16 protein-coding genes are annotated in these 17,006 nt (G+C 66.7%); 6 read left to right on the forward strand and 10 right to left on the reverse strand.

Features of this window, described 5'->3' with window-relative positions:
* Positions 1-109: 109 nt before the first annotated feature.
* The 7 genes from GD627_RS08795 to abc-f form a co-directional block, all read right to left on the reverse strand.
* Positions 110-562: an acyl-CoA thioesterase gene (locus GD627_RS08795; RefSeq protein WP_152272190.1), complete on the reverse strand. Its 453-nt coding sequence runs from the start codon at positions 560-562 to the stop codon at positions 110-112.
* Between the two features lie 171 nt (positions 563-733).
* Positions 734-1,486 (reverse strand): hypothetical protein, encoded by a 753-nt coding sequence (locus GD627_RS08800; protein ID WP_152272191.1) that lies wholly within the window; start codon positions 1,484-1,486, stop codon positions 734-736.
* Positions 1,487-1,513: 27 nt separating this feature from the next.
* Positions 1,514-3,058: a DUF4389 domain-containing protein gene (locus GD627_RS08805; protein ID WP_152272192.1), complete on the reverse strand. Its 1,545-nt coding sequence runs from the start codon at positions 3,056-3,058 to the stop codon at positions 1,514-1,516.
* Between the two features lie 32 nt (positions 3,059-3,090).
* Positions 3,091-4,491 carry a dihydrolipoyl dehydrogenase gene (gene lpdA, locus GD627_RS08810; RefSeq protein WP_152272193.1) on the reverse strand — a complete coding sequence of 467 codons (1,401 nt, stop codon included), beginning with the start codon at positions 4,489-4,491 and terminating at the stop codon, positions 3,091-3,093.
* Positions 4,492-4,585: 94 nt separating this feature from the next.
* The gene (locus GD627_RS08815) at positions 4,586-6,103 is read right to left on the reverse strand and encodes a carboxylesterase/lipase family protein (RefSeq protein WP_246165404.1); all 1,518 of its coding nucleotides are present in this window, start codon (positions 6,101-6,103) and stop codon (positions 4,586-4,588) included.
* Between the two features lie 133 nt (positions 6,104-6,236).
* On the reverse strand, positions 6,237-6,452 hold the full coding sequence (locus GD627_RS08820; RefSeq protein ID WP_152272194.1) for a hypothetical protein: 216 nt from the start codon (positions 6,450-6,452) through the stop codon (positions 6,237-6,239).
* 287 nt (positions 6,453-6,739) lie between these two features.
* Complete coding sequence (gene abc-f / locus GD627_RS08825) at positions 6,740-8,377, reverse strand: ribosomal protection-like ABC-F family protein (protein WP_152272195.1); 1,638 nt, start codon at positions 8,375-8,377, stop codon at positions 6,740-6,742.
* Positions 8,378-8,463: 86 nt separating this feature from the next.
* On the opposite strand from abc-f, the gene GD627_RS08830 reads away from it, so the two are divergent.
* A complete protein-coding gene (locus GD627_RS08830) occupies positions 8,464-9,357 on the forward strand; it encodes an arginase family protein (RefSeq protein ID WP_146362099.1) in 894 nt (297 codons plus the stop codon).
* Between the two features lie 3 nt (positions 9,358-9,360).
* On the opposite strand, the gene GD627_RS08835 is transcribed toward GD627_RS08830, so the two are convergent.
* Positions 9,361-10,878: a carboxylesterase/lipase family protein gene (locus GD627_RS08835; protein WP_246165405.1), complete on the reverse strand. Its 1,518-nt coding sequence runs from the start codon at positions 10,876-10,878 to the stop codon at positions 9,361-9,363.
* A 184-nt stretch (positions 10,879-11,062) separates the two neighbouring features.
* Here GD627_RS08835 and GD627_RS08840 point away from each other — a divergent pair, with 184 nt between their 5' ends.
* Both GD627_RS08840 and GD627_RS08845 read left to right on the forward strand, forming a co-directional pair.
* A complete protein-coding gene (locus GD627_RS08840) occupies positions 11,063-11,716 on the forward strand; it encodes an SDR family oxidoreductase (RefSeq protein WP_152272197.1) in 654 nt (217 codons plus the stop codon).
* Positions 11,717-11,813: 97 nt separating this feature from the next.
* Positions 11,814-12,653 carry an SDR family oxidoreductase gene (locus tag GD627_RS08845; protein WP_152272198.1) on the forward strand — a complete coding sequence of 280 codons (840 nt, stop codon included), beginning with the start codon at positions 11,814-11,816 and terminating at the stop codon, positions 12,651-12,653.
* A 98-nt stretch (positions 12,654-12,751) separates the two neighbouring features.
* On the opposite strand, the gene GD627_RS08850 is transcribed toward GD627_RS08845, so the two are convergent.
* Positions 12,752-13,564 carry a lysophospholipid acyltransferase family protein gene (locus tag GD627_RS08850; protein WP_152272199.1) on the reverse strand — a complete coding sequence of 271 codons (813 nt, stop codon included), beginning with the start codon at positions 13,562-13,564 and terminating at the stop codon, positions 12,752-12,754.
* A 164-nt stretch (positions 13,565-13,728) separates the two neighbouring features.
* Between GD627_RS08850 and GD627_RS08855 the strand changes: the two genes are divergently transcribed.
* Entirely contained in the window at positions 13,729-14,673 is a 945-nt protein-coding gene (locus tag GD627_RS08855; protein WP_152272200.1) for an alpha/beta fold hydrolase, read from the forward strand.
* Here the strand turns inward: GD627_RS08855 and GD627_RS08860 are convergent.
* The gene (locus GD627_RS08860; protein WP_152272201.1) at positions 14,633-15,394 is read right to left on the reverse strand and encodes a glycosyltransferase family 2 protein; all 762 of its coding nucleotides are present in this window, start codon (positions 15,392-15,394) and stop codon (positions 14,633-14,635) included. The two genes, GD627_RS08855 and GD627_RS08860, sit on opposite strands and share 41 nt — an antisense overlap.
* 268 nt (positions 15,395-15,662) lie before the next feature.
* Here GD627_RS08860 and GD627_RS08865 point away from each other — a divergent pair, with 268 nt between their 5' ends.
* Together GD627_RS08865 and GD627_RS08870 are read left to right on the forward strand one after the other, a co-directional pair.
* Positions 15,663-16,715 (forward strand): YeeE/YedE family protein, encoded by a 1,053-nt coding sequence (locus GD627_RS08865; RefSeq protein ID WP_152272202.1) that lies wholly within the window; start codon positions 15,663-15,665, stop codon positions 16,713-16,715.
* Positions 16,716-16,750: 35 nt separating this feature from the next.
* Positions 16,751-16,978 carry a sulfurtransferase TusA family protein gene (locus tag GD627_RS08870; RefSeq protein WP_152272203.1) on the forward strand — a complete coding sequence of 76 codons (228 nt, stop codon included), beginning with the start codon at positions 16,751-16,753 and terminating at the stop codon, positions 16,976-16,978.
* Positions 16,979-17,006: the final 28 nt, after the last annotated feature.

Raw genomic sequence — 17,006 nt, forward strand, 5'->3', positions numbered from 1 at the left:
CGCCGCGTGCCCCTGCGGCAGGGGAAGTCGAGACTCATATTAGTAAGTATGCCTTGTATCCCGGTCCCGGGCCGGGAAGGGCACAGGCTCAGGACAGGTGCCGCTGGGGCTACTCAGAGAGGGCAGGTTCCGTGCCGAACGGCACCGGCGGGATGTGGTGGGACGGCAGTCGGTCACGGTCGTAGCTGATGGTGGTGTAGCCGTGCGGGACGGGTTTGCCGTGCTCATCCAGGTTGACGAACACAATCTTGTCGATGGTCAGGATGCTGCGGCGGGTGATCATGTTCCGCACCTCGGCCTGCATGGTCAGGGACGTCCGTCCGAACTTGGTTGCCGTGAGCCCCATTTCGATCAGGTCTCCCTGCACCGCCGAACTGACGAAGTTGATCTCCGACATAAACTTGGTGACTACCCTGCCGTTGCCCATCTGGAGGATGGCGTACACGGTGGCCTCTTCGTCGATCCAGCGCAGCAGGCTGCCGCCGAACAGGGTGCCGTTGGCGTTCAGGTCCTCGGGGCGGACCCATTTACGGGTATGGAAATTGATGTTTTCAAGGGGCATAACTTCAGCTTATCCACAGGTTTGCGGCGGACCGGGCCGATCCGTGGATGCTTTGATCACAGACCCCTGTTAGGTGCCCGACCCCCTGTGACGCCGCACGCGGGAAGGTCCCCTGCGGGCCGCCCGCCGCCGGCAGGAGCCGGCCGCGGGGCGTCGCAGATTCAGATTAATTCAGTCCGGGGCCTCATTAAGGACGTCTCCGATCCGGGTCACGTCGCCGTCGAGCGGCACCTCCACGGCTTCAAACGTACCGCCCTGCAGCAGGTTCCGGATCAGCTCCGCCGATCCGCCCACAAGCGTGGAGTCGCTATCCACCTCTGACGCCAGGAACCATGCCGCGTCCGCCGGCCATAGCAGGTTGGGGCTTTGGATCGGATCCCAGCCGTTGCGTTCCTGCCACCCGAGCTCGCTGAATACCGCCAGCTCCCCGGCAAACAGCAGGTAGTTCCGTGCCGGAAGTTCCAGACGCGGAGCCGGGTCCGCCGGCGCGGCCACCCAGCCCCATCCGTCCCACAACCCGGCAAGGCAGCGGTCCGGGGTCGACGTATGCAGGGTGAGGAGGGTAACGACGTCGGCCAGTGTCCGGGCGGGCAGCGCACCGACCAGGGGATCCTCGTAATGCCATCCCGGCTCGTTCCACACCGGATTGCGGTAGCCGGCCAGGATGGCGGGCCACTGCATCAGCGGGTGCGCCACGGTCCCCCGCATCTGTGCGAGTTCCTCCCAGCGCAGGGAGCGGGATTCGACCGTGACGGGTCCGTCCTCCTGCCAGTTCAGCAGCTGCGCCCGGATCGGATGGAAGATCCTCGCATAGGCCGCATATCCCTGCGGGACCGCACCGGAGACGGTCCCCGCCCGAGCAAGCCGCGGGGCAATCCACAACCCCGGCCGAGGGTCGGCAAGCGGTCCTTCCAGCCTCGTCATCCGGCCAGTATGCCCTAACCGGCCCCGTTAGGGATCCGTGCCGGCGATGGTTCGCACCGGCAGGTCGCGGGCATCCACCGGGCCCTGGTCCAGCCGGAACGGGGGATACTCGTCGCGCAGCAGCGCCGTGTAGGCCAGCACCCGGTAGGACCACCGCTGCAGTCCCATCACCAGGTCGAACAGCGGACGCGGGTAGCGGCCGGTGAAAAGCAGGGCCACGGCGGCCACCAGCACCAGCAGGGCGAGCAGGGAAACGCCGACGGTCCAGCTGCCCGCCGAGCGCAGGCTTTCGGCGGCCGGGTCCGTTGCCCAGTTCATCGCCCCGTCCCAGTCCCAGTTGCCGGCCTGCCGGACCATGACGTACCCCGAACCGCTGAACGCGCCGACGATCAGCGCCTGCGGGAGAACCAGCAGCCACCACTTCACCAGCACCAGCCCGCGGGACAGATGCTCCGGATACGTCACGTCGAAGTCCGCCGGATAGTCGGTCCGCTCAAGGCTGAAGGGCGGATACCGGTCCGTGCCCAGGACTCCGTTGGCATAAAAGGCCACCCGCCAGCTCCACCGGATTACCCCTACATTGAAATCGAAGAGGGCCCGTGGATAGCGGGTGGTGAAGAGGATCGCGAAACCGGCAACAAGGGTCGCCACTGCGAAGGCAATCCAGAGGAAGGCGAGCAGGAGGTAATGCGGGATGGCCAGGAACCACTTCACCAGCCACAGCCAGCGGGACAGTCCCGGATCCAGTTCCCCGTAAAGCCGGGCCGGGTAAGGCGCACCGGATCTTCCTGCGGTCAGCTGTTCCGCCCTGGCCGGCGTGTACGCCGGCGCGGCTGCTGCCGCCGGAGCCGCGGCATGACCGTAGGGTCCGTGGCCTCCTTCCGGGCCCGGATACCCGCCCGCCGCCGGATGGGGTCCGCCGCCTTTGCGGCCGGTGAGGATGCCGGCGAGGATCAGCGCTATGCCGCCGAGCACCAGGACGACGGCGCCGAGGATGAGCCATCCTGCCAGCGGGCCCAGCACCTCCACGCGCACGCCCGCCTGCAGATCGGCCGTAACCCGGGGCGCGGCGTCGGCGTTCATCACGACGACGGTCCAGTTCCCTTCCTGCAGCGGCCAGTCAATCTCCCGGGTGCCCGGCCCTTCGGAGGAGGCGGCCCAGAAATCCTGGAGCCCCGGCGGGGCGGGGATGCCGGCACCCGCGGTCTCCTCATACTCCGCGGAGAACGGGTCAAAGCGCACATCGCCGAGCTGTGAGTGCGGCACGCCGGCCAGGTACCGGTCGACGTCGGCCCGGGCGGCAATCCCGATGAACAGCTCGCCGTCCGGAGCGGTGCCCCGGATCTGCACCCTGCCGACGTTGTCCCCGGCGCTGATTCCGTTGATGTCGACGTCGTCACTGATCAGGGCATAGGTGCCCACGCTGTAGGTCTCTTCGGGAACGGACAGGTAGCCGTTTTCGGACTGGCCTGTCGCCAGGATGCCCACGGCAGCGGCAGCGGCCCCTGCGGTGAGCCCGGCCAGAAGCAGCAGGGAACCAATGACGATCAGAGCGATTCTGCCGGCATTCATAACTGTGCCCTTCGCTCAAGCGAGGCGGAAAACTAGAAGTTGATCATGTGGCCGGTCAATCCGTGGAAGGCTTCCTGCAGGGCCTCGCTCAGGGTGGGGTGGGTATGCACATTGCGGGCCAGCTCATGGGCAGTCAGGTCCCATTTCTGCGCCAGCGTCAGTTCAGGCAGCAGCTCGGAAACATCCGGTCCGATCAGATGACCGCCCAGCAGCTCCAGGTGCTCCTTGTCCGCCACGAGCTTCACGAAGCCCACCGGTTCCCCCAGCCCGTGTGCCTTGCCGTTGGCGGTGAACGGGAAGGTGCTCACCACGACGTCGTGCCCTTCGTCGCGTGCCTGCTGTTCGGTGAGTCCAAAGCTGGCCACCTGCGGCTGGCAGAACGTGGCACGCGGCATCATGCGGTAGTCGCCCAGCGGAAGGGTTTCCGCCTTGCCGATGGTTTCGGCAGCCACTACCCCCATCGCCTCCGCCACGTGGGCGAGCTGCAGCTTGGCGGTGATGTCCCCGATGGCATAAATGTGCGGGACATTGGTGCGCATGTACTCGTCGATCCCGATGGCCCCGCGCTCCGTCAGCTGCACCCCGGTCTTTTCCAGGCCGTAGCCCTCCGTCCGCGGGGCGAATCCGATGGACATCATGACCCGGTCCGCTTCGATGCTCCCCTCCCTGCCGTCCTTGTCCGTATAGGTGACGGTGACGGACGAGCCGTTGTCCTTTACCGTTTCCACCTTGGTGGAGGTCAGGATGGGGATGCCGAGTTTCTTGTACTGCTTGGCGATTTCCTTGGAGACATCCGCATCCTCATTGGGCAGCGCCCGGTCCATGAATTCGATGATGGTGACGTCCACGCCGTAGCTTCGGTGCACATAGCCGAATTCCATCCCGATGGCACCCGCACCGACGATCACTATTTTCTTCGGCAGGTCACGTTCCATGATCTGCTTTTCGTAGGTGACCACGTTCTCACTCAGTTCGACGCCGGGAAGCAGCCGCACATAGGTGCCGGTGGCGATGATCGCGTTGTCGAAGGTGATGGTCTCGGTGCCGCCTTTGGCCAGGTCCACTTCGATGGTGTGGCCATCGGAAAAAACGCCGTGGCCGTCATACTCCGTGATCTTGTTCTTCTTCATGAGGAAATGGACGCCTTTGACCCGGCCGTCGGCCACCTGGCGGCTGCGGTCAAAGGCAGCCCCGTAGTCGAAGCCGACCTCGCCGGTCATGCCGAAGGTTTTCGCCTGGTTGGTGAAGATCTGCGCCAGTTCGGCATTGCGGAGCAACGCCTTGGACGGGATGCACCCCACGTTGAGGCAGACACCGCCCCAGTATTTCTCCTCGATGATGGCTGTCCTCAAACCCAGCTGCGCGGCACGGATTGCTGCCACATAGCCGCCCGGTCCGGCCCCGAGGACCGCGACGTCGTAATGTTCGCTCATGGGAACCAACTCTCCTTGCCTGGGGTGCGGGAAAATGCCGAGCCGGCTTAAGGCTCTCACGCGGTGCGGCTGGGGGCACGGGTGCCCGGAAGCTTCAGACGTAGCCCCGGTACCCGGACCAGGCAAGGCGCCGCTCCGGGAAGGGATCCGACTCGATCCGGTCGAGCTTGTCGAATACCCGGGTGTGCCGGTGGAACTCGTCATAGGCGGGCCACCCGGCGCCCGGGTGGGAGTGCTTGGCAAGGCTCAGCAGCGAGCCCTGGAACCGTTCGGACAGGGCCTTCAGGTTCCCGGTTCCGCCCAGCAGGGTCAAGGCCCTCGCCGTCCCGGTGTTGATGTCTCCGAACATCACCGGCACATCGAAGGAATGGGTGGCGCCGAACCCGAGAAGGTTCATTGCCGGCGTTGCATAGTCATAGCGGTATGACCACGTGGGGGCAATGCGGGAGTGCCCCTCGGCCACCATCTGGCTCGGATACCAGAACACCAGGTCGCCGCTGATCTCCACGGACCGCCTGCGGGAAGGGTATCCGGGATAGGCAGCAACGACCCGGTCCCGGGCCAGCGGATCAGTGCCCGCAAACATCTTTTCGATCCGTTCGGGAGTGGAAGGCAGGATGTTGGAGACCTTGGCAAAAAGCGCGCCTTCCTGTGCCATGGTTCCCAGCACGAGGGGAACGGGAAGGGATTCACCGGCCAGGAAGGCGTCAATCGGATGCCGGGGCAGGAAATCCCCGTCAATGACCGGAGAGACGCTGAGCGATCCTGGTTGCTTGACCGGGCCGATCTTCGTTGTCAGTTTCCGGGTGGCATTCACCAGCTTGGCCGCCGGCATGGTGGTCAGGGCCTCCACGGCTGCCGAGGCGGGAACGCCCAGGATCTCCAGCAGGTCAGCGGCCCAGGAGGCATGGATGGCCGGGGAATAGGCCGCGGACGATGCAGGACTCTGCGCGTAGGCCTGATGGAACAGGCCCCGGGCGGCGGGAACGCACATCAGCGTCGTGAGGGCGAGGCCTCCGGCGGATTCACCGAACACGGTGACATTGGCGGGATTCCCTCCGAAGGCCTCGATGTTCTGCTGCACCCATTCCAGGGCAGCGAGCTGGTCCCGCAGGCCCATGTTGGCGTCGAACTGCCGTTCCGGCGTCGAATACGCACGGAAGTCCATGAAGCCCAGCGCGCCTATGCGGTAATTGAGCGAAACGTAGAGGACCTGGCCGTCCCGGACCAGCTTGGTTCCCCGGTAGGTGGGCTCCGCAGAGGATCCGGAGCTGAAGGCTCCCCCGTACAGGTAGACGAGGACCGGGAGCAGCCCGTCCTCCGGTTCCAGCGGTGCCGAGACATTCAGGGACAGGCAGTCCTCAGCCATGGGCACCTTGCGCAGGGTTCCCGTGAGGCTCGGCGCCTTGGACTGCGGGGGCACCGGGCCGAATTTCCCGGCCCTGCGGATGCCGCTCCAGCTCCGCGGCGACTGCGGCGCCCGGAGCCGCAGTTCACCGACCGGCGCTGCCGCGTAAGGAATGCCGCGCCACGTCCGCACGCCGTCGTCCACAATGCCCTGCACCAGTCCGTTGCTGGTTTCAACCACCAGCGACGCAACGTCAATAGTCACGGTCGACTCTTTTCAGCCGGGGATGCTCCCTTGCGACTATCCACGATAGGCCCGCCTCAGGGGCGCCGCCAGATGCAGGGCCGGTTGGCAGCCGCCACGGCCGGAGATCCGCGGCGGGATGCCAGGTGACGGGCTACGCGGCGGTGACCAGCCGGCGGCCCGCGACGGCGCGCCGTTCCTGCGCCGGACGGGTCATCAGGCGGCGGTGCTGGAGCACTTCCTTGAGGCAGAGCGCAGTGACCGCTGCTACGTTGAGGGCGATCTTCGTGCCGGTGGACCAATCGGTTCCCACGCACAGCATCCAGACCAGGATGAGGACCGGCACCTCAGCCGACCTCAGGGCCTTCACAGGGTGCTTTCGAGGCGAGTCGACGGAGTAGTCGCATGTGCTGCGGGTCCGTAAGAGTTGATCACCGCATTGCGGCGGCTACTGCCGCTGTGCACGGAGACTTTGCTGCACTTTCCAATCCATGGAGCCATGAGGACACTTCTTCCGTGAAATCGCCCGAGACCTAACGCGCCGCACCTCCCAAGGGTGCACCACAGCATACTTTTTATCACATTTTCGGGTACGCCGACGCCGCGCCGGTTCCGATGCGGTTTCACCGGCTCCGGGGCGGCGGCGGCTCGGGAACCTCAGCCGGCGCTGACTCTTCCGTCCTTCACTTCCCAGCGGCTGTCCAGGCGGACGTTTTCCAGCAGCCGGCGGTCGTGTGAGACCAGCAGGAGGGCGCCCTCATAGCTTTCCAGGGCCTCCTCGAGCTGTTCGATGGCGGGCAGGTCCAAATGGTTGGTGGGCTCGTCCAGAACCAGCAGGTTCACGCCGCGGGCCTGCAGGAGGGCCAGGGATGCGCGGGTCCGCTCCCCCGGCGACAGTGCCTGAACCCGGCTGCCGACCTGGTCCGCCTTGAGTCCGAACTTGGCCAGCAGGGTCCGGGCCTCCGACGAGGAGAGGTCCGGAACAGCGGCCTCGAAAGCCTCGCCCAGCGGGAGGTGCGGAGGCAGCTGGCCGCGGCCCTGGTCGATTTCCCCCACGGCTACGGAGGTGCCCAGGGAGGCGGTGCCGGCGTCGGGCACCTCGCGCCCGAGCAGCAGCCGCAGCAGGGTGGATTTGCCCGCTCCGTTGGGTCCGGTGATGCCGATCCGCTCCCCCGCGTTGACCTGCACCGACACCGGGCCCAGGGTGAACCCTCCCCGGCGCAGCACTGCTTCGTTCAGGGTGGAGACCACCGAGCTGGAGCGGGGCGCGGATCCGATGCGCAGCTGCAGCTGCCATTCCTTCCGCGGCTCCTCCACCTCGTCCAGGCGGGCGATGCGCGATTCCATCTGCCGGACTTTCCGTGCCTGCTTTTCGGAGGATTCGGTGCTGGCCTTGCGCCGGATCTTGTCATTGTCCGGGTTCTTCTTCATGGCGTTGCGGACGCCCTGCGAACTCCATTCCCTCGTGGTCCGGGCGCGGGACACCAGATCGGCCTTCTTGTCCGCGAACTCGTCATAGGCTTCCCTGGCATGGCGCCGGGCGACGGCGCGTTCCTCCAGATAGGCCTCGTAACCGCCTTCGTACACGGCCGTGCTGTTCTGCGCCAGGTCCAGTTCCACCACCGTTGTCACACACCTGGCCAGGAATTCCCGGTCATGGGATACCAGGACGACGCCGCCGCGCAGGCCGCGGACAAACTGTTCCAGGCGTTCCAGGCCGTCCAGGTCCAGGTCATTGGTGGGTTCATCGAGCAGCACGATGTCGAAGCGGCTCAGCAGCAGGGCGGCCAGCGCCACGCGCGCCGTCTGACCGCCCGAAAGCCCCGCCATCGGCGTATCCAGTGCAAGCTCCAGGCCCAAATCGGCCAGGACCGCAGGTGCGCGGTCCTCAAGATCGGCGGCACCGGAGGCAAGCCACCGGTCCAGGGCGGATGCGTAGGTGTCATCAGCCCCCGGGAGCTCCGACCCCAGCGCTTCGGCCGCCGCTTCCATCGCCTCGGTGGCAGCGGCCGCCCCCGTGCGGCGGGCCAGGTAGGCTCCGACGGTTTCACCGGCCAGCCGCACATGTTCCTGCGGAAGCCAGCCAACAAAGGCATCCGCCGGCGACGTGCTGACCGTGCCGGCCTGCGGCTCGGATGCCCCTGCCAGCAACCGCAGCAGCGTCGATTTTCCGGCGCCGTTGGCACCCACCACACCCACGACGTCCCCCGGTGAGACGGTGAGGGAAAGATGCTCGAAAAGGGTGCGGTGTGCGTGGCCGCCGGATAGGTCCCGGGCGACGAGGGTTGCAGTCATTCCTCCATTCTATTTTGTGCCTGCACCTGTTTAGGCCCGCCGGAGCGGCGGTAAGGTGGGCTTCTCCGACGTACCAAAGGACGATCATGACCTCCATGCATCCATCCGGACCAGGTAGTCTTCGGCTGATTTTTCCGCAGTGGCAGGGTGCTGCCGGAGCAGCCGCCGTCGGCTCGCTGCCCGCCGGGCCGCCGCACCAGACGCAGCTGTCCTACCACCTTGGACCGGCCCTGCTGGAGCTGCTCTCCCCGGAGCACGACGGACCCGCCGCCTACGTGCCGGTCAGCATTGATACCTCGGATGAGGCCGTGGAAACGGTGGACGGAATTTATGCCCGCGGGACAGTCCTGCACCAGCTCCGGGAGGCGCTGGCGCTGGTCTCCGAAACCGCTCCGGACTCGGTGGTCACCTTCGGCGGGGAATGCTCGGTGAGCGTGGCTCCCTTCAGCTATCTGGCCTCGCAGTACGGAACGGACCTGGCCGTGCTCTGGGTGGACGCCCACCCTGACACGGGGTTGCCCGGTGACAGCTACACCGGTTTCCGGTCCATGTCGCTGGCCACCCTCGCCGGAGAGGGTGACGCGGAATTCATCGACGCCCTGCCGGCAGTGGTGCCGCCGTCGAACATCCTCCATGTGGGCCTGCAGGACTGGCAGGATCCCGGCATTGCCAATAAGCAGCGGATGGGCATCGCCAGCGTAGGCATCACGGACACCCCGGAGGACACCCGCAGGATCGTGGACTGGCTGGCGCTGACCGGTGCCGCCAAGCTGGCGGTCCATGTTGACCTCGACGTGCTGGACCGGCGGGACTTCTCCGGCTCAACGGGCAACGGCACCCGCGGCATGCGTGCGCCTGATCTGCTGCGGATCATCGATGTTTTGGGCGACGCCGGGGAGATAGTCGGCCTCACCCTGGCGCAGCACGCCCCGCTGGAACTCCTCCGGCTCGGCGGGCTGCTCCGGGACCTGCCGGTCTAGGGGTCAGCGGTAGCCGCGGTAGCCGTTCCAGGCTTCGCGGCGGGTCCGGTGCGGATCATGCATGACCCGGTCGGTGCTGTCGAAAATCTTGGTGGTCCGTGTCCCGGTGCTGTAGCCCGGCCAGAGCCCCGGACGGCCGGTACGGGCGAACCTCAGCAGGGAGGCGCGGAAGCGGTTGCCGACGGCCACGGCGGTCCGCCTGCCGCCGGCCAGCGTCAGGAACCGTCCCACGCCGTCGTCGTAGTTTCCAAACACCGCGGGGATGTCCATGGCGTGGGTAGCGCCCATCCCCAGCAGGTTCGCCATGCGCGGCGCGTAGTCGAACCGGTACGCCCACGTTGGTGCGTGGGCGGAGTGTGCCTCCGCCACCTGGACGCTGGGCAGCCAGAAGACGACGTCACCGCCCACGTCCACCGCAGCGCGTTTGGACGGGTAGCCCGGGTAGGCCGCGAGGACCCGGTCCTTCAGTTCCGGCGCCGTGCGGGCAAACATGGTGTCGATCCGTTCCGCCGTGGTGGGAAGGATGTCCTGCACCCGGTCAAACAGTGCACCCTCCCGGAACATGGTGCCGATGACCAGCGGAATCCGGTGTGCCCGGCCCGTCCGGAAGGCATCAACGGGATGCAGCGGCAGGAACTCCCCGTCAACCACCGGCGCCACGGCCCGGGCGCCGGGCTCGGACTGCGGCGTCACCTTGCCGGCGAGTTTGCCGACCGCCTCCACCAGACGCTGCGCCGGAAGCGTCTGAAGCGCGGCGGGGGCCTCCGCCTCCGACACCCCCAGCAGGTCCATCAGGCTGCCGGCCCATTTTTCCGGCAGGCCGGGACCATAGGCGGTGGCCGGTGCCGAGCTCTGCACGAAGGCCCGGTGGAGCAGTCCCTCGGCAGACGGAACGCACATCAACGCGGTGATCGACATGCCCCCGGCAGACTCGCCAAAGACCGTGACATTCTCCGGGTCCCCGCCGAAGCCGGCGATATTGCGCTGCACCCAGCGCAGGGCGGCGACCTGGTCAGCCAGGCCCACGTTGACGTCGAAGGGCCGCTCGGGTGTCGAATACCGGCGGAAATCCATAAAGCCGAGCGCTCCCAGCCGGTAATTCATGCAGACGTAGATGACGTCCCCCTGCTCCACCAGTTTCCGGCCGTCGTATGCCGGGGAAGACGCTGCACCGAAGGTGAACGCCCCGCCGTAGAAGTACACCAGGACGGGGCGGGGCGGCGCGTTGTCCAGCGGCGCCGTGACGTTGATGGTGAGGCAGTCCTCGTCCATCGGAGTCTTCCGGCCGGCACCCATGGACGGCAGGTTGGGTTCCTGCGGCGGAACGGGCCCGAAGGCCGTGGCCTCCAGCGTCCCTTCCCAGGGCTCCGGGGGCCGGGGCAGGCGCAGCCGCAGGTCCCCGGTCGGCGGGGCCGCGTAGGGGATCCCCCGCCACGTCCGCACCCCGTGGGCGACCATCCCGCGCACCCTTCCGTCCGCCGTCTGCACAGTGAGATCCGGTGTTGCCGTAGTAGTTGCCACAGGGTTCCTTCCGCGGTTTTGCTGCCCTGCGCGATCATATCCGCGCCCCGATGCTGCGGCCATCCCCGACGGCACTATTCAGTGCGGCGGACTAAGCCCTCGGCGGACGCCGGGCTCTATTGCGGCGAAAAAAGGACAGCATGCTTATGGTGGAAGGACAGTTATTCAACCGAAGGAGTGCAATATGTCCCGCATCGCCATTATCGGAGGACACGGCAAGGTAGCCCTGCATCTGGCCCGCCGGCTCAGCGGCAAGGGCCACACCGTCACATCCCTGTTCCGCAATCCGGACCACACCGCCGACGTCGAAGAAACCGGCGCCCAGGCCGTCGTGGCCGACGTCGAGAACCTCTCCACCGAGCAGATCACCGATCTTCTCCGCGGCCAGGACGCCGTGGTCTGGACGGCCGGAGCCGGCGGCGGCGCTCCCGAACGCACCTACGCAGTGGACCGCGATGCCGCCATCCGCTCCATGGACGCCGCAGAGGCCGCCGGAGCGAACCGCTATGTCATGGTTTCCTACTTCGGTGCCGGCAAGAACCACGGGGTTCCCGAAGACGACGGGTTCTACGCCTACGCCGAGGCCAAGGCCGACGCCGATGAGCACCTGCGGGCCAGCAGCCTGAACTGGACCATCCTCGGCCCCAGCGCGCTGACCATGGACCCGGGCACCGGCCTCATCGAAACCGGCGCCGGTGTCGAGGGCTCCTCGGTGTCACGCGAGGATGTAGCCCAGGTGGCAGCCGAAGTCCTTGAGCGCCCCGAAACCGCCGGCCGGACCATCGAGTTCAACAACGGGTCGACCCCGGTGGCCGAGGCCCTGGATTCACTCGCCTAGTCCCGCCTTTGGCGGACACCGCCGCCGCACGGCCGCCCCGCACCGCACCGCCACGTCCCGCACCGCCACGTCCCGCACCGCCACGTAGAGGAGCATCATGAACCAGCCCGAACAGCAGCAGGAAGTACCCGGAACCCAGGCCCGGATGACACCGGTTCCGGATTGCGGTGAGGAAAGCTACCGCGGCAGCGGCAAGCTCCAGGGCAAGGCCGCCGTCATTACCGGCGGCGACAGCGGTATCGGCCGGGCCGTGGCCATCGCCTTTGCACGCGAAGGCGCGGACGTCCTGATCTCCTATCTGAGCGAGGACGAGGACGCGCGGGACACTGCCCGCCTGGTGGAAGAGGCCGGCCGCAAAGCCGTCCTGGTGCGGGGCGATCTGGACACCGCCGAACAGTGCCGGAAAGTCATCAGCACGGCCGTCGACGAGTTCGGCAGGATCGATGTCCTGATTCACAACGCGGCCTTCCAGATGGACCGTCAAACCATTGAAGAGATCCCGGATGAGGAATGGGAGTACACCTTCAAGGTCAACATCAATGCGATGTTCTTCCTGGTGAAGGCCGCGCTGCCGCACATGGCGGCGGGCTCCTCCATCATCGGCACTTCCTCGGTGAACTCGGACATGCCGGTGCCCACACTGGCACCGTACTCGGCCACCAAGTCCGCCATTGCCAATTTCTCCGCGAGCCTGTCCCAGCTGCTGGGCGAGCGGGGCATCCGCGTGAACAGCGTGGCACCCGGACCCATCTGGACGCCGCTGATCCCTGCCACCATGCCTGCGGACAAGGTGGCTTCCTTCGGCACAGATACTCCGCTGGGCCGGCCCGGACAGCCCGCCGAACTGGCGCCGGCCTACGTGCTGCTCGCCTCCGATGACGGCAGCTACATGTCCGGTGCCCGGATTGCCGTCACCGGCGGCAACCCGATTCTGTAACCGGTCCCGACACAAGGAACGGCAGCCGCTGATCGGCTGCCGTTCCTTTTTTGCCGTGGCCCAACCAACGCAACCGCGCTGGTGCACTCTGGGCGGTGCTAGCCGGTGATTTTGTACTTCTCCCGGTCCGCGGCGTCGAGGACCTGCTGTTCCTCCACGCCCATGGCGCTGCCGCCCCGGCTGCGCGGCATCCACCAGGCACCGGGCTCCGCGGCCACGGGGTAGGTGTCAATGCAATGGTCAATTCCAGCCTGCAGTTCATCCTGCAGCCGGCGGGTTTCCTTAACGACGTCGGCATCCGCGTCAACGCGGATCATTTCACTGACGTGCACCCGCACCGGAGTCTTCCAGACGGACTTCAGGCTCAGACCGTGGGCCCGGGTTTTCATCCGGTGGGCGCCCCAGATCGATACGGGAATGATCGGCACCCCGGCCTCGGCGGCCATGCGCACGGCACCGGTCTTCAGCTGCCGTACCGTGAAGCTGCGGCTGACTCCCGCCTCCGGCAGGACGGCAAGGTAATGCCCGGCACGCAGTTTCTCCACCGACTCCCGGTAGGCGGCGGCCCCGTCGGCGCGGTCCACAACCACGTGCTCGCACCAGTCACAGACGGCCTTGACGAACTTCTTCTTAGCGGCCTTCTTGGTCACGAGGAACCGCATGTGGACCTTCAGCTTCCGCCACATCAGCAGCTCCGCAAACGCAAAATCCAGATACCCGAAGTGCGTGATGGCCACCACGGCTCCTTTGCCCGGGACCCTGGTGCGGTTGAGGCCGCGGATCTCTTCATCCGCAGGGAGGTTCTCCAGCCCGGACGGGATCACCGGGATCCGAAAGAGGCTGCGGGCTGCAAGGCCCGTGAACACGATGCCTCGATAGACGAACTTGTTGGGGTTACGCTTTGCGGGCAACGTCGGCTCCTGAGTTGGGGAATTTCGGGGCAGGCAACGAAATTCTACCGCGGCAACGGCCCGGCGCGGATTCGCCGGTACGCCTACCGGGTAAATCGCCGGATCCCGTCCTCCAGGCACCGGAACAGGCGACGGCGGCAGCTGCGGGCGGCTATGTTTTAGCCATGGTGCTACACGGGAGGTTCGCCGGCCGGGGGTCTCCCGGCAAGGCCGGCGCGGAAGAGCCGGGGACGGTTGACCCGGCTGCCCTCCGGGACGCGGAACTGGGTGACGTTGACTGGTTCGCTCTTCCGGAGGGAGCGGTCCGTTCACGGTTCGCGGCGCCCAGCGGGTCCCTGGCTGCCGTCAGCATGGGAGAGCCGGGCAACCCACCGGTGGTCCTCGTGCCCGGTGCCATGGGGTCGAAGGAGGACTTCTCCCTGGTTCTGCCGGAGCTTGCGGCTGCAGGGTATTTCGCCTTCTCCTTCGATCTTGCCGGGCAGTACGAATCGGCGGGCGCGGGCCCTGAGCATCTCCGCCCGCCGCGCCGGCGGTACGACTTCGATCTGTTTACGGACGACCTCACGGCAGTGCTGACAGCGTGCGGCCCGGCCCATGTGGTGGGCTATTCATTTGCCGGCATTGTTGCCCAGCTGACCCTGCTGAAACGGCCGGACCTGTTCCGCAGTATTACCCTGCTCGGCTGCCCGCCCCAGGGCGGGCAGAGTTTCCGCGGCGTGAGCTGGATCGGCTGGGCGGCCCCCCTGGTCGGGGACAGGATCAGCGCGGACCTGATCGTCTGGGGCGTGAAGCGCAATTTCATCCGCGCTTCCCCGGGCCGGATGGCGCTTGTCATGCACCGGTTCACGCTCACCCGGAAGGATTCGATCCGGGACATGGTGGGACTGATGCGCCACGCCCCGGACCTGAGGCCGGCCCTGCGCGCCACTCCGGTTCCCAAATTAGTGGCCGTGGGCGAGCATGATGTGTGGCCGCTTCAGCTGCACCGCAGTTTTGCCGACAGCATCGGGGCGTCCTTTGCGTCCTACAGCAGCGGACACAGTCCCAGCGAGCAATCGCCGTACGAGTTCACCCGCGACCTGCTGCGTCTGTTCGGTTCCGCGTCCTGAGAGCGGCCCGCTCCCTGCGGCGCCGCAGCGGCGGCTCCTCGCGGAACTCCACTTTGAAGGTGTCATAGGCCATGGCCACCCGCCGGCCGAGGCCGCGCCACGTGCTGAACGGCCGTGCGGAGACGGCCACGCGCAGGTCCGGATCCCACCGGACCTGCATCCCGGGACGCACCTGATAGCAAAGGTCAAGGTCATCATGCACCCGCGGATTGTCCCGGTGCACCCGGGTCCTTAGCCGGTTCCACATGCTGCGGTGGAGGCCGAAGTTGGAGCCGAAGATCGGCGGGTGGCCCATCAACAGGGTCATGGACCAGCGGTACCCGCCGATGTAAAGGTGCTCCGCGATCCACCGGATCAGCCGGTTCGAACCGTAGAACTGACCCGGTCCGGTCACCGCAGTGTCTTCCCCCGCTTCAAGCAGGTCTGCTTCCAGCCGTTCCAGCCAATGCGGCGGCGGTACAGAGTCCGCATCCAGCCGGGCCAGCCATTCGCCCCGCGCCTCGTCAAAGCCGCGGAACGTCGCGGAGGAGACCCCCACGCGGGGTTCGTAGATCCGGCGCACTCCCGCTGCCCGGCAGACGTCCGCCGTTGCGTCGGTACTCGCGTTGTCCACCACCAGCACCTCGTCCGGTGCCCTGGTCTGCCGGGACACCGCGTCCAGGCAGGCGGCCAGCATGACGGCGTCGTTATGGGAAGGGATTACCACTGTGATAGTTGACATCGCGTCCTGGCTGCCGGTTGTCCGCTGCGTGCCCTCCCGATTGTGCCACCGCACCCCTTCCTCGGCCATGCCACGGGCGGCTGGGGCGGTGCCGGGCACCAAAACGGGAACCGCCCCTCCCGGACCGGCCTTCGTCCAGCCGCCCGTCACACGGCTTAACCCGCGGACATACGGGGCCACAATCCTTGGCGGGGCGAAACCTGCTCAATTAGCGTGGCAGGGCTGCGGCAGTCGGCTGCGCAATCCTCTTTTCCTAGGAGCAGTTTCCATGCTTATTTCAGGCCTGCTGGTTGGACTGGCGCTCGGGTTCGTGATGCAGCGCGGCCGCTTCTGCGTCACCGGTGCCTTCCGGGACGTCTGGGTCACCCGCAACACCCGGTGGCTCACCGCGTTCCTGGTGGTGGTGGCAGTGCAGAGCGTCGGCGTTTTCGCGCTGGACGCCGCCGGGGTCATCACCCTGGAAGCCAACGCGTTTCCCTGGCTCGCCACTATCGTGGGCGGCTTCATTTTCGGCTTTGCCATTGTCCTCGCCGGCGGCTGCGCCACCGGAACGTATTACCGGGCAGGCGAAGGCCTGGTCGGCAGCTGGCTGGCGCTGATCAGCTACGCCCTGTTTGCGGCCATCATGAAAACGGGACCGTTGGCGGGATTCAACACTGCAATGCGTTCGGTCACCGTGGAACAGAGCAACTTCTACAGCATCCTGGGTGTCTCGCCGTGGCTGTTCGTCGCGGTGCTGGTGGCGGCTGTGGCACTGGCTGTCCGGCATCACCTGGCCAAGCCCAAATTCACGATGGCGGCCCTGCCGGCGTCGAAAACCGGGTTGGCGCACCTCCTGTTCGAAAAGCCGTGGAACGCCTTCGCCACCGCCGTCGTCATCGGCCTCATCGCCATTGCCGCGTGGCCGCTGAGCTGGGCCACCGGCCGTGAAGACGGCCTGGGCATCACCACCCCCTCCTCCAAGCTGGTCACCTACCTTGTCACCGGCGATGCCGAGCTCGTGGACTGGGGTGTGTACCTGGTCATCGGCATCCTGCTCGGCTCCTTCATCGCAGCCAAGGGCAGCGGTGAATTCCGGGTCCGGGTCCCCGACGCCGCAACCGCTGTGAAGAGCCTCGGCGGCGGTGCCCTGATGGGCATCGGCGCCGCCCTGGCCGGCGGCTGCACCATCGGCAACGCCATGGTGCAGACGGCCCAGTTCACCTTCCAAGGCTGGACCGCGCTGATCTTCATGATCCTCGGCACGGGCGTCGCTGCGAAGCTCACCATCATGAACCACCGACCGGCGCCTGCCTCCGCACGCGTCCCCGTCGGCGTCTGATTCCCCCACCCAAAAGCTCGAAAAGGAAATACACCATGGCACAGGTCACCCTGGAAACCAACGGATCCGTCTGCCCCTTCCCCCTCGTGGAGGCCAAGCAGGCTATGACAACACTGACCAGCGGCGATGAACTCGTCATCCACTTCGACTGCACCCAGGCCACGGACGCAATTCCGCGCTGGGCTGCCGAAAGCGGCTACCCCGTCACGGATTTCTCCAAGCGCGGCCCCGCGGAGTGGTCCATCACGGTGCAGAAGCCCTAGCACCGCTTGACCGCCGCACCGCTGAAGC

This window comes from Arthrobacter yangruifuii (genome assembly GCF_009192775.1).
GTDB lineage: Bacteria > Actinomycetota > Actinomycetes > Actinomycetales > Micrococcaceae > Arthrobacter_B > Arthrobacter_B yangruifuii.

What these genes read in the sequence shown, in the direction of transcription:
- GD627_RS08795 (WP_152272190.1), bottom strand. Translation starts at nt 562, where the DNA reads ATGCCCCTTGAAAACATCAATTTCCATACCCGTAAATGGGTCCGCCCC.
- GD627_RS08800 (WP_152272191.1), bottom strand. Translation starts at nt 1,486, where the DNA reads ATGACGAGGCTGGAAGGACCGCTTGCCGACCCTCGGCCGGGGTTGTGG.
- GD627_RS08805 (WP_152272192.1), bottom strand. Translation starts at nt 3,058, where the DNA reads ATGAATGCCGGCAGAATCGCTCTGATCGTCATTGGTTCCCTGCTGCTT.
- lpdA (WP_152272193.1), bottom strand. Translation starts at nt 4,491, where the DNA reads ATGAGCGAACATTACGACGTCGCGGTCCTCGGGGCCGGACCGGGCGGC.
- abc-f (WP_152272195.1), bottom strand. Translation starts at nt 8,377, where the DNA reads ATGACTGCAACCCTCGTCGCCCGGGACCTATCCGGCGGCCACGCACAC.
- GD627_RS08830 (WP_146362099.1), top strand. Translation starts at nt 8,464, where the DNA reads ATGACCTCCATGCATCCATCCGGACCAGGTAGTCTTCGGCTGATTTTT.
- GD627_RS08840 (WP_152272197.1), top strand. Translation starts at nt 11,063, where the DNA reads ATGTCCCGCATCGCCATTATCGGAGGACACGGCAAGGTAGCCCTGCAT.
- GD627_RS08845 (WP_152272198.1), top strand. Translation starts at nt 11,814, where the DNA reads ATGAACCAGCCCGAACAGCAGCAGGAAGTACCCGGAACCCAGGCCCGG.
- GD627_RS08855 (WP_152272200.1), top strand. Translation starts at nt 13,729, where the DNA reads ATGGTGCTACACGGGAGGTTCGCCGGCCGGGGGTCTCCCGGCAAGGCC.
- GD627_RS08860 (WP_152272201.1), bottom strand. Translation starts at nt 15,394, where the DNA reads ATGTCAACTATCACAGTGGTAATCCCTTCCCATAACGACGCCGTCATG.
- GD627_RS08865 (WP_152272202.1), top strand. Translation starts at nt 15,663, where the DNA reads ATGCTTATTTCAGGCCTGCTGGTTGGACTGGCGCTCGGGTTCGTGATG.
- GD627_RS08870 (WP_152272203.1), top strand. Translation starts at nt 16,751, where the DNA reads ATGGCACAGGTCACCCTGGAAACCAACGGATCCGTCTGCCCCTTCCCC.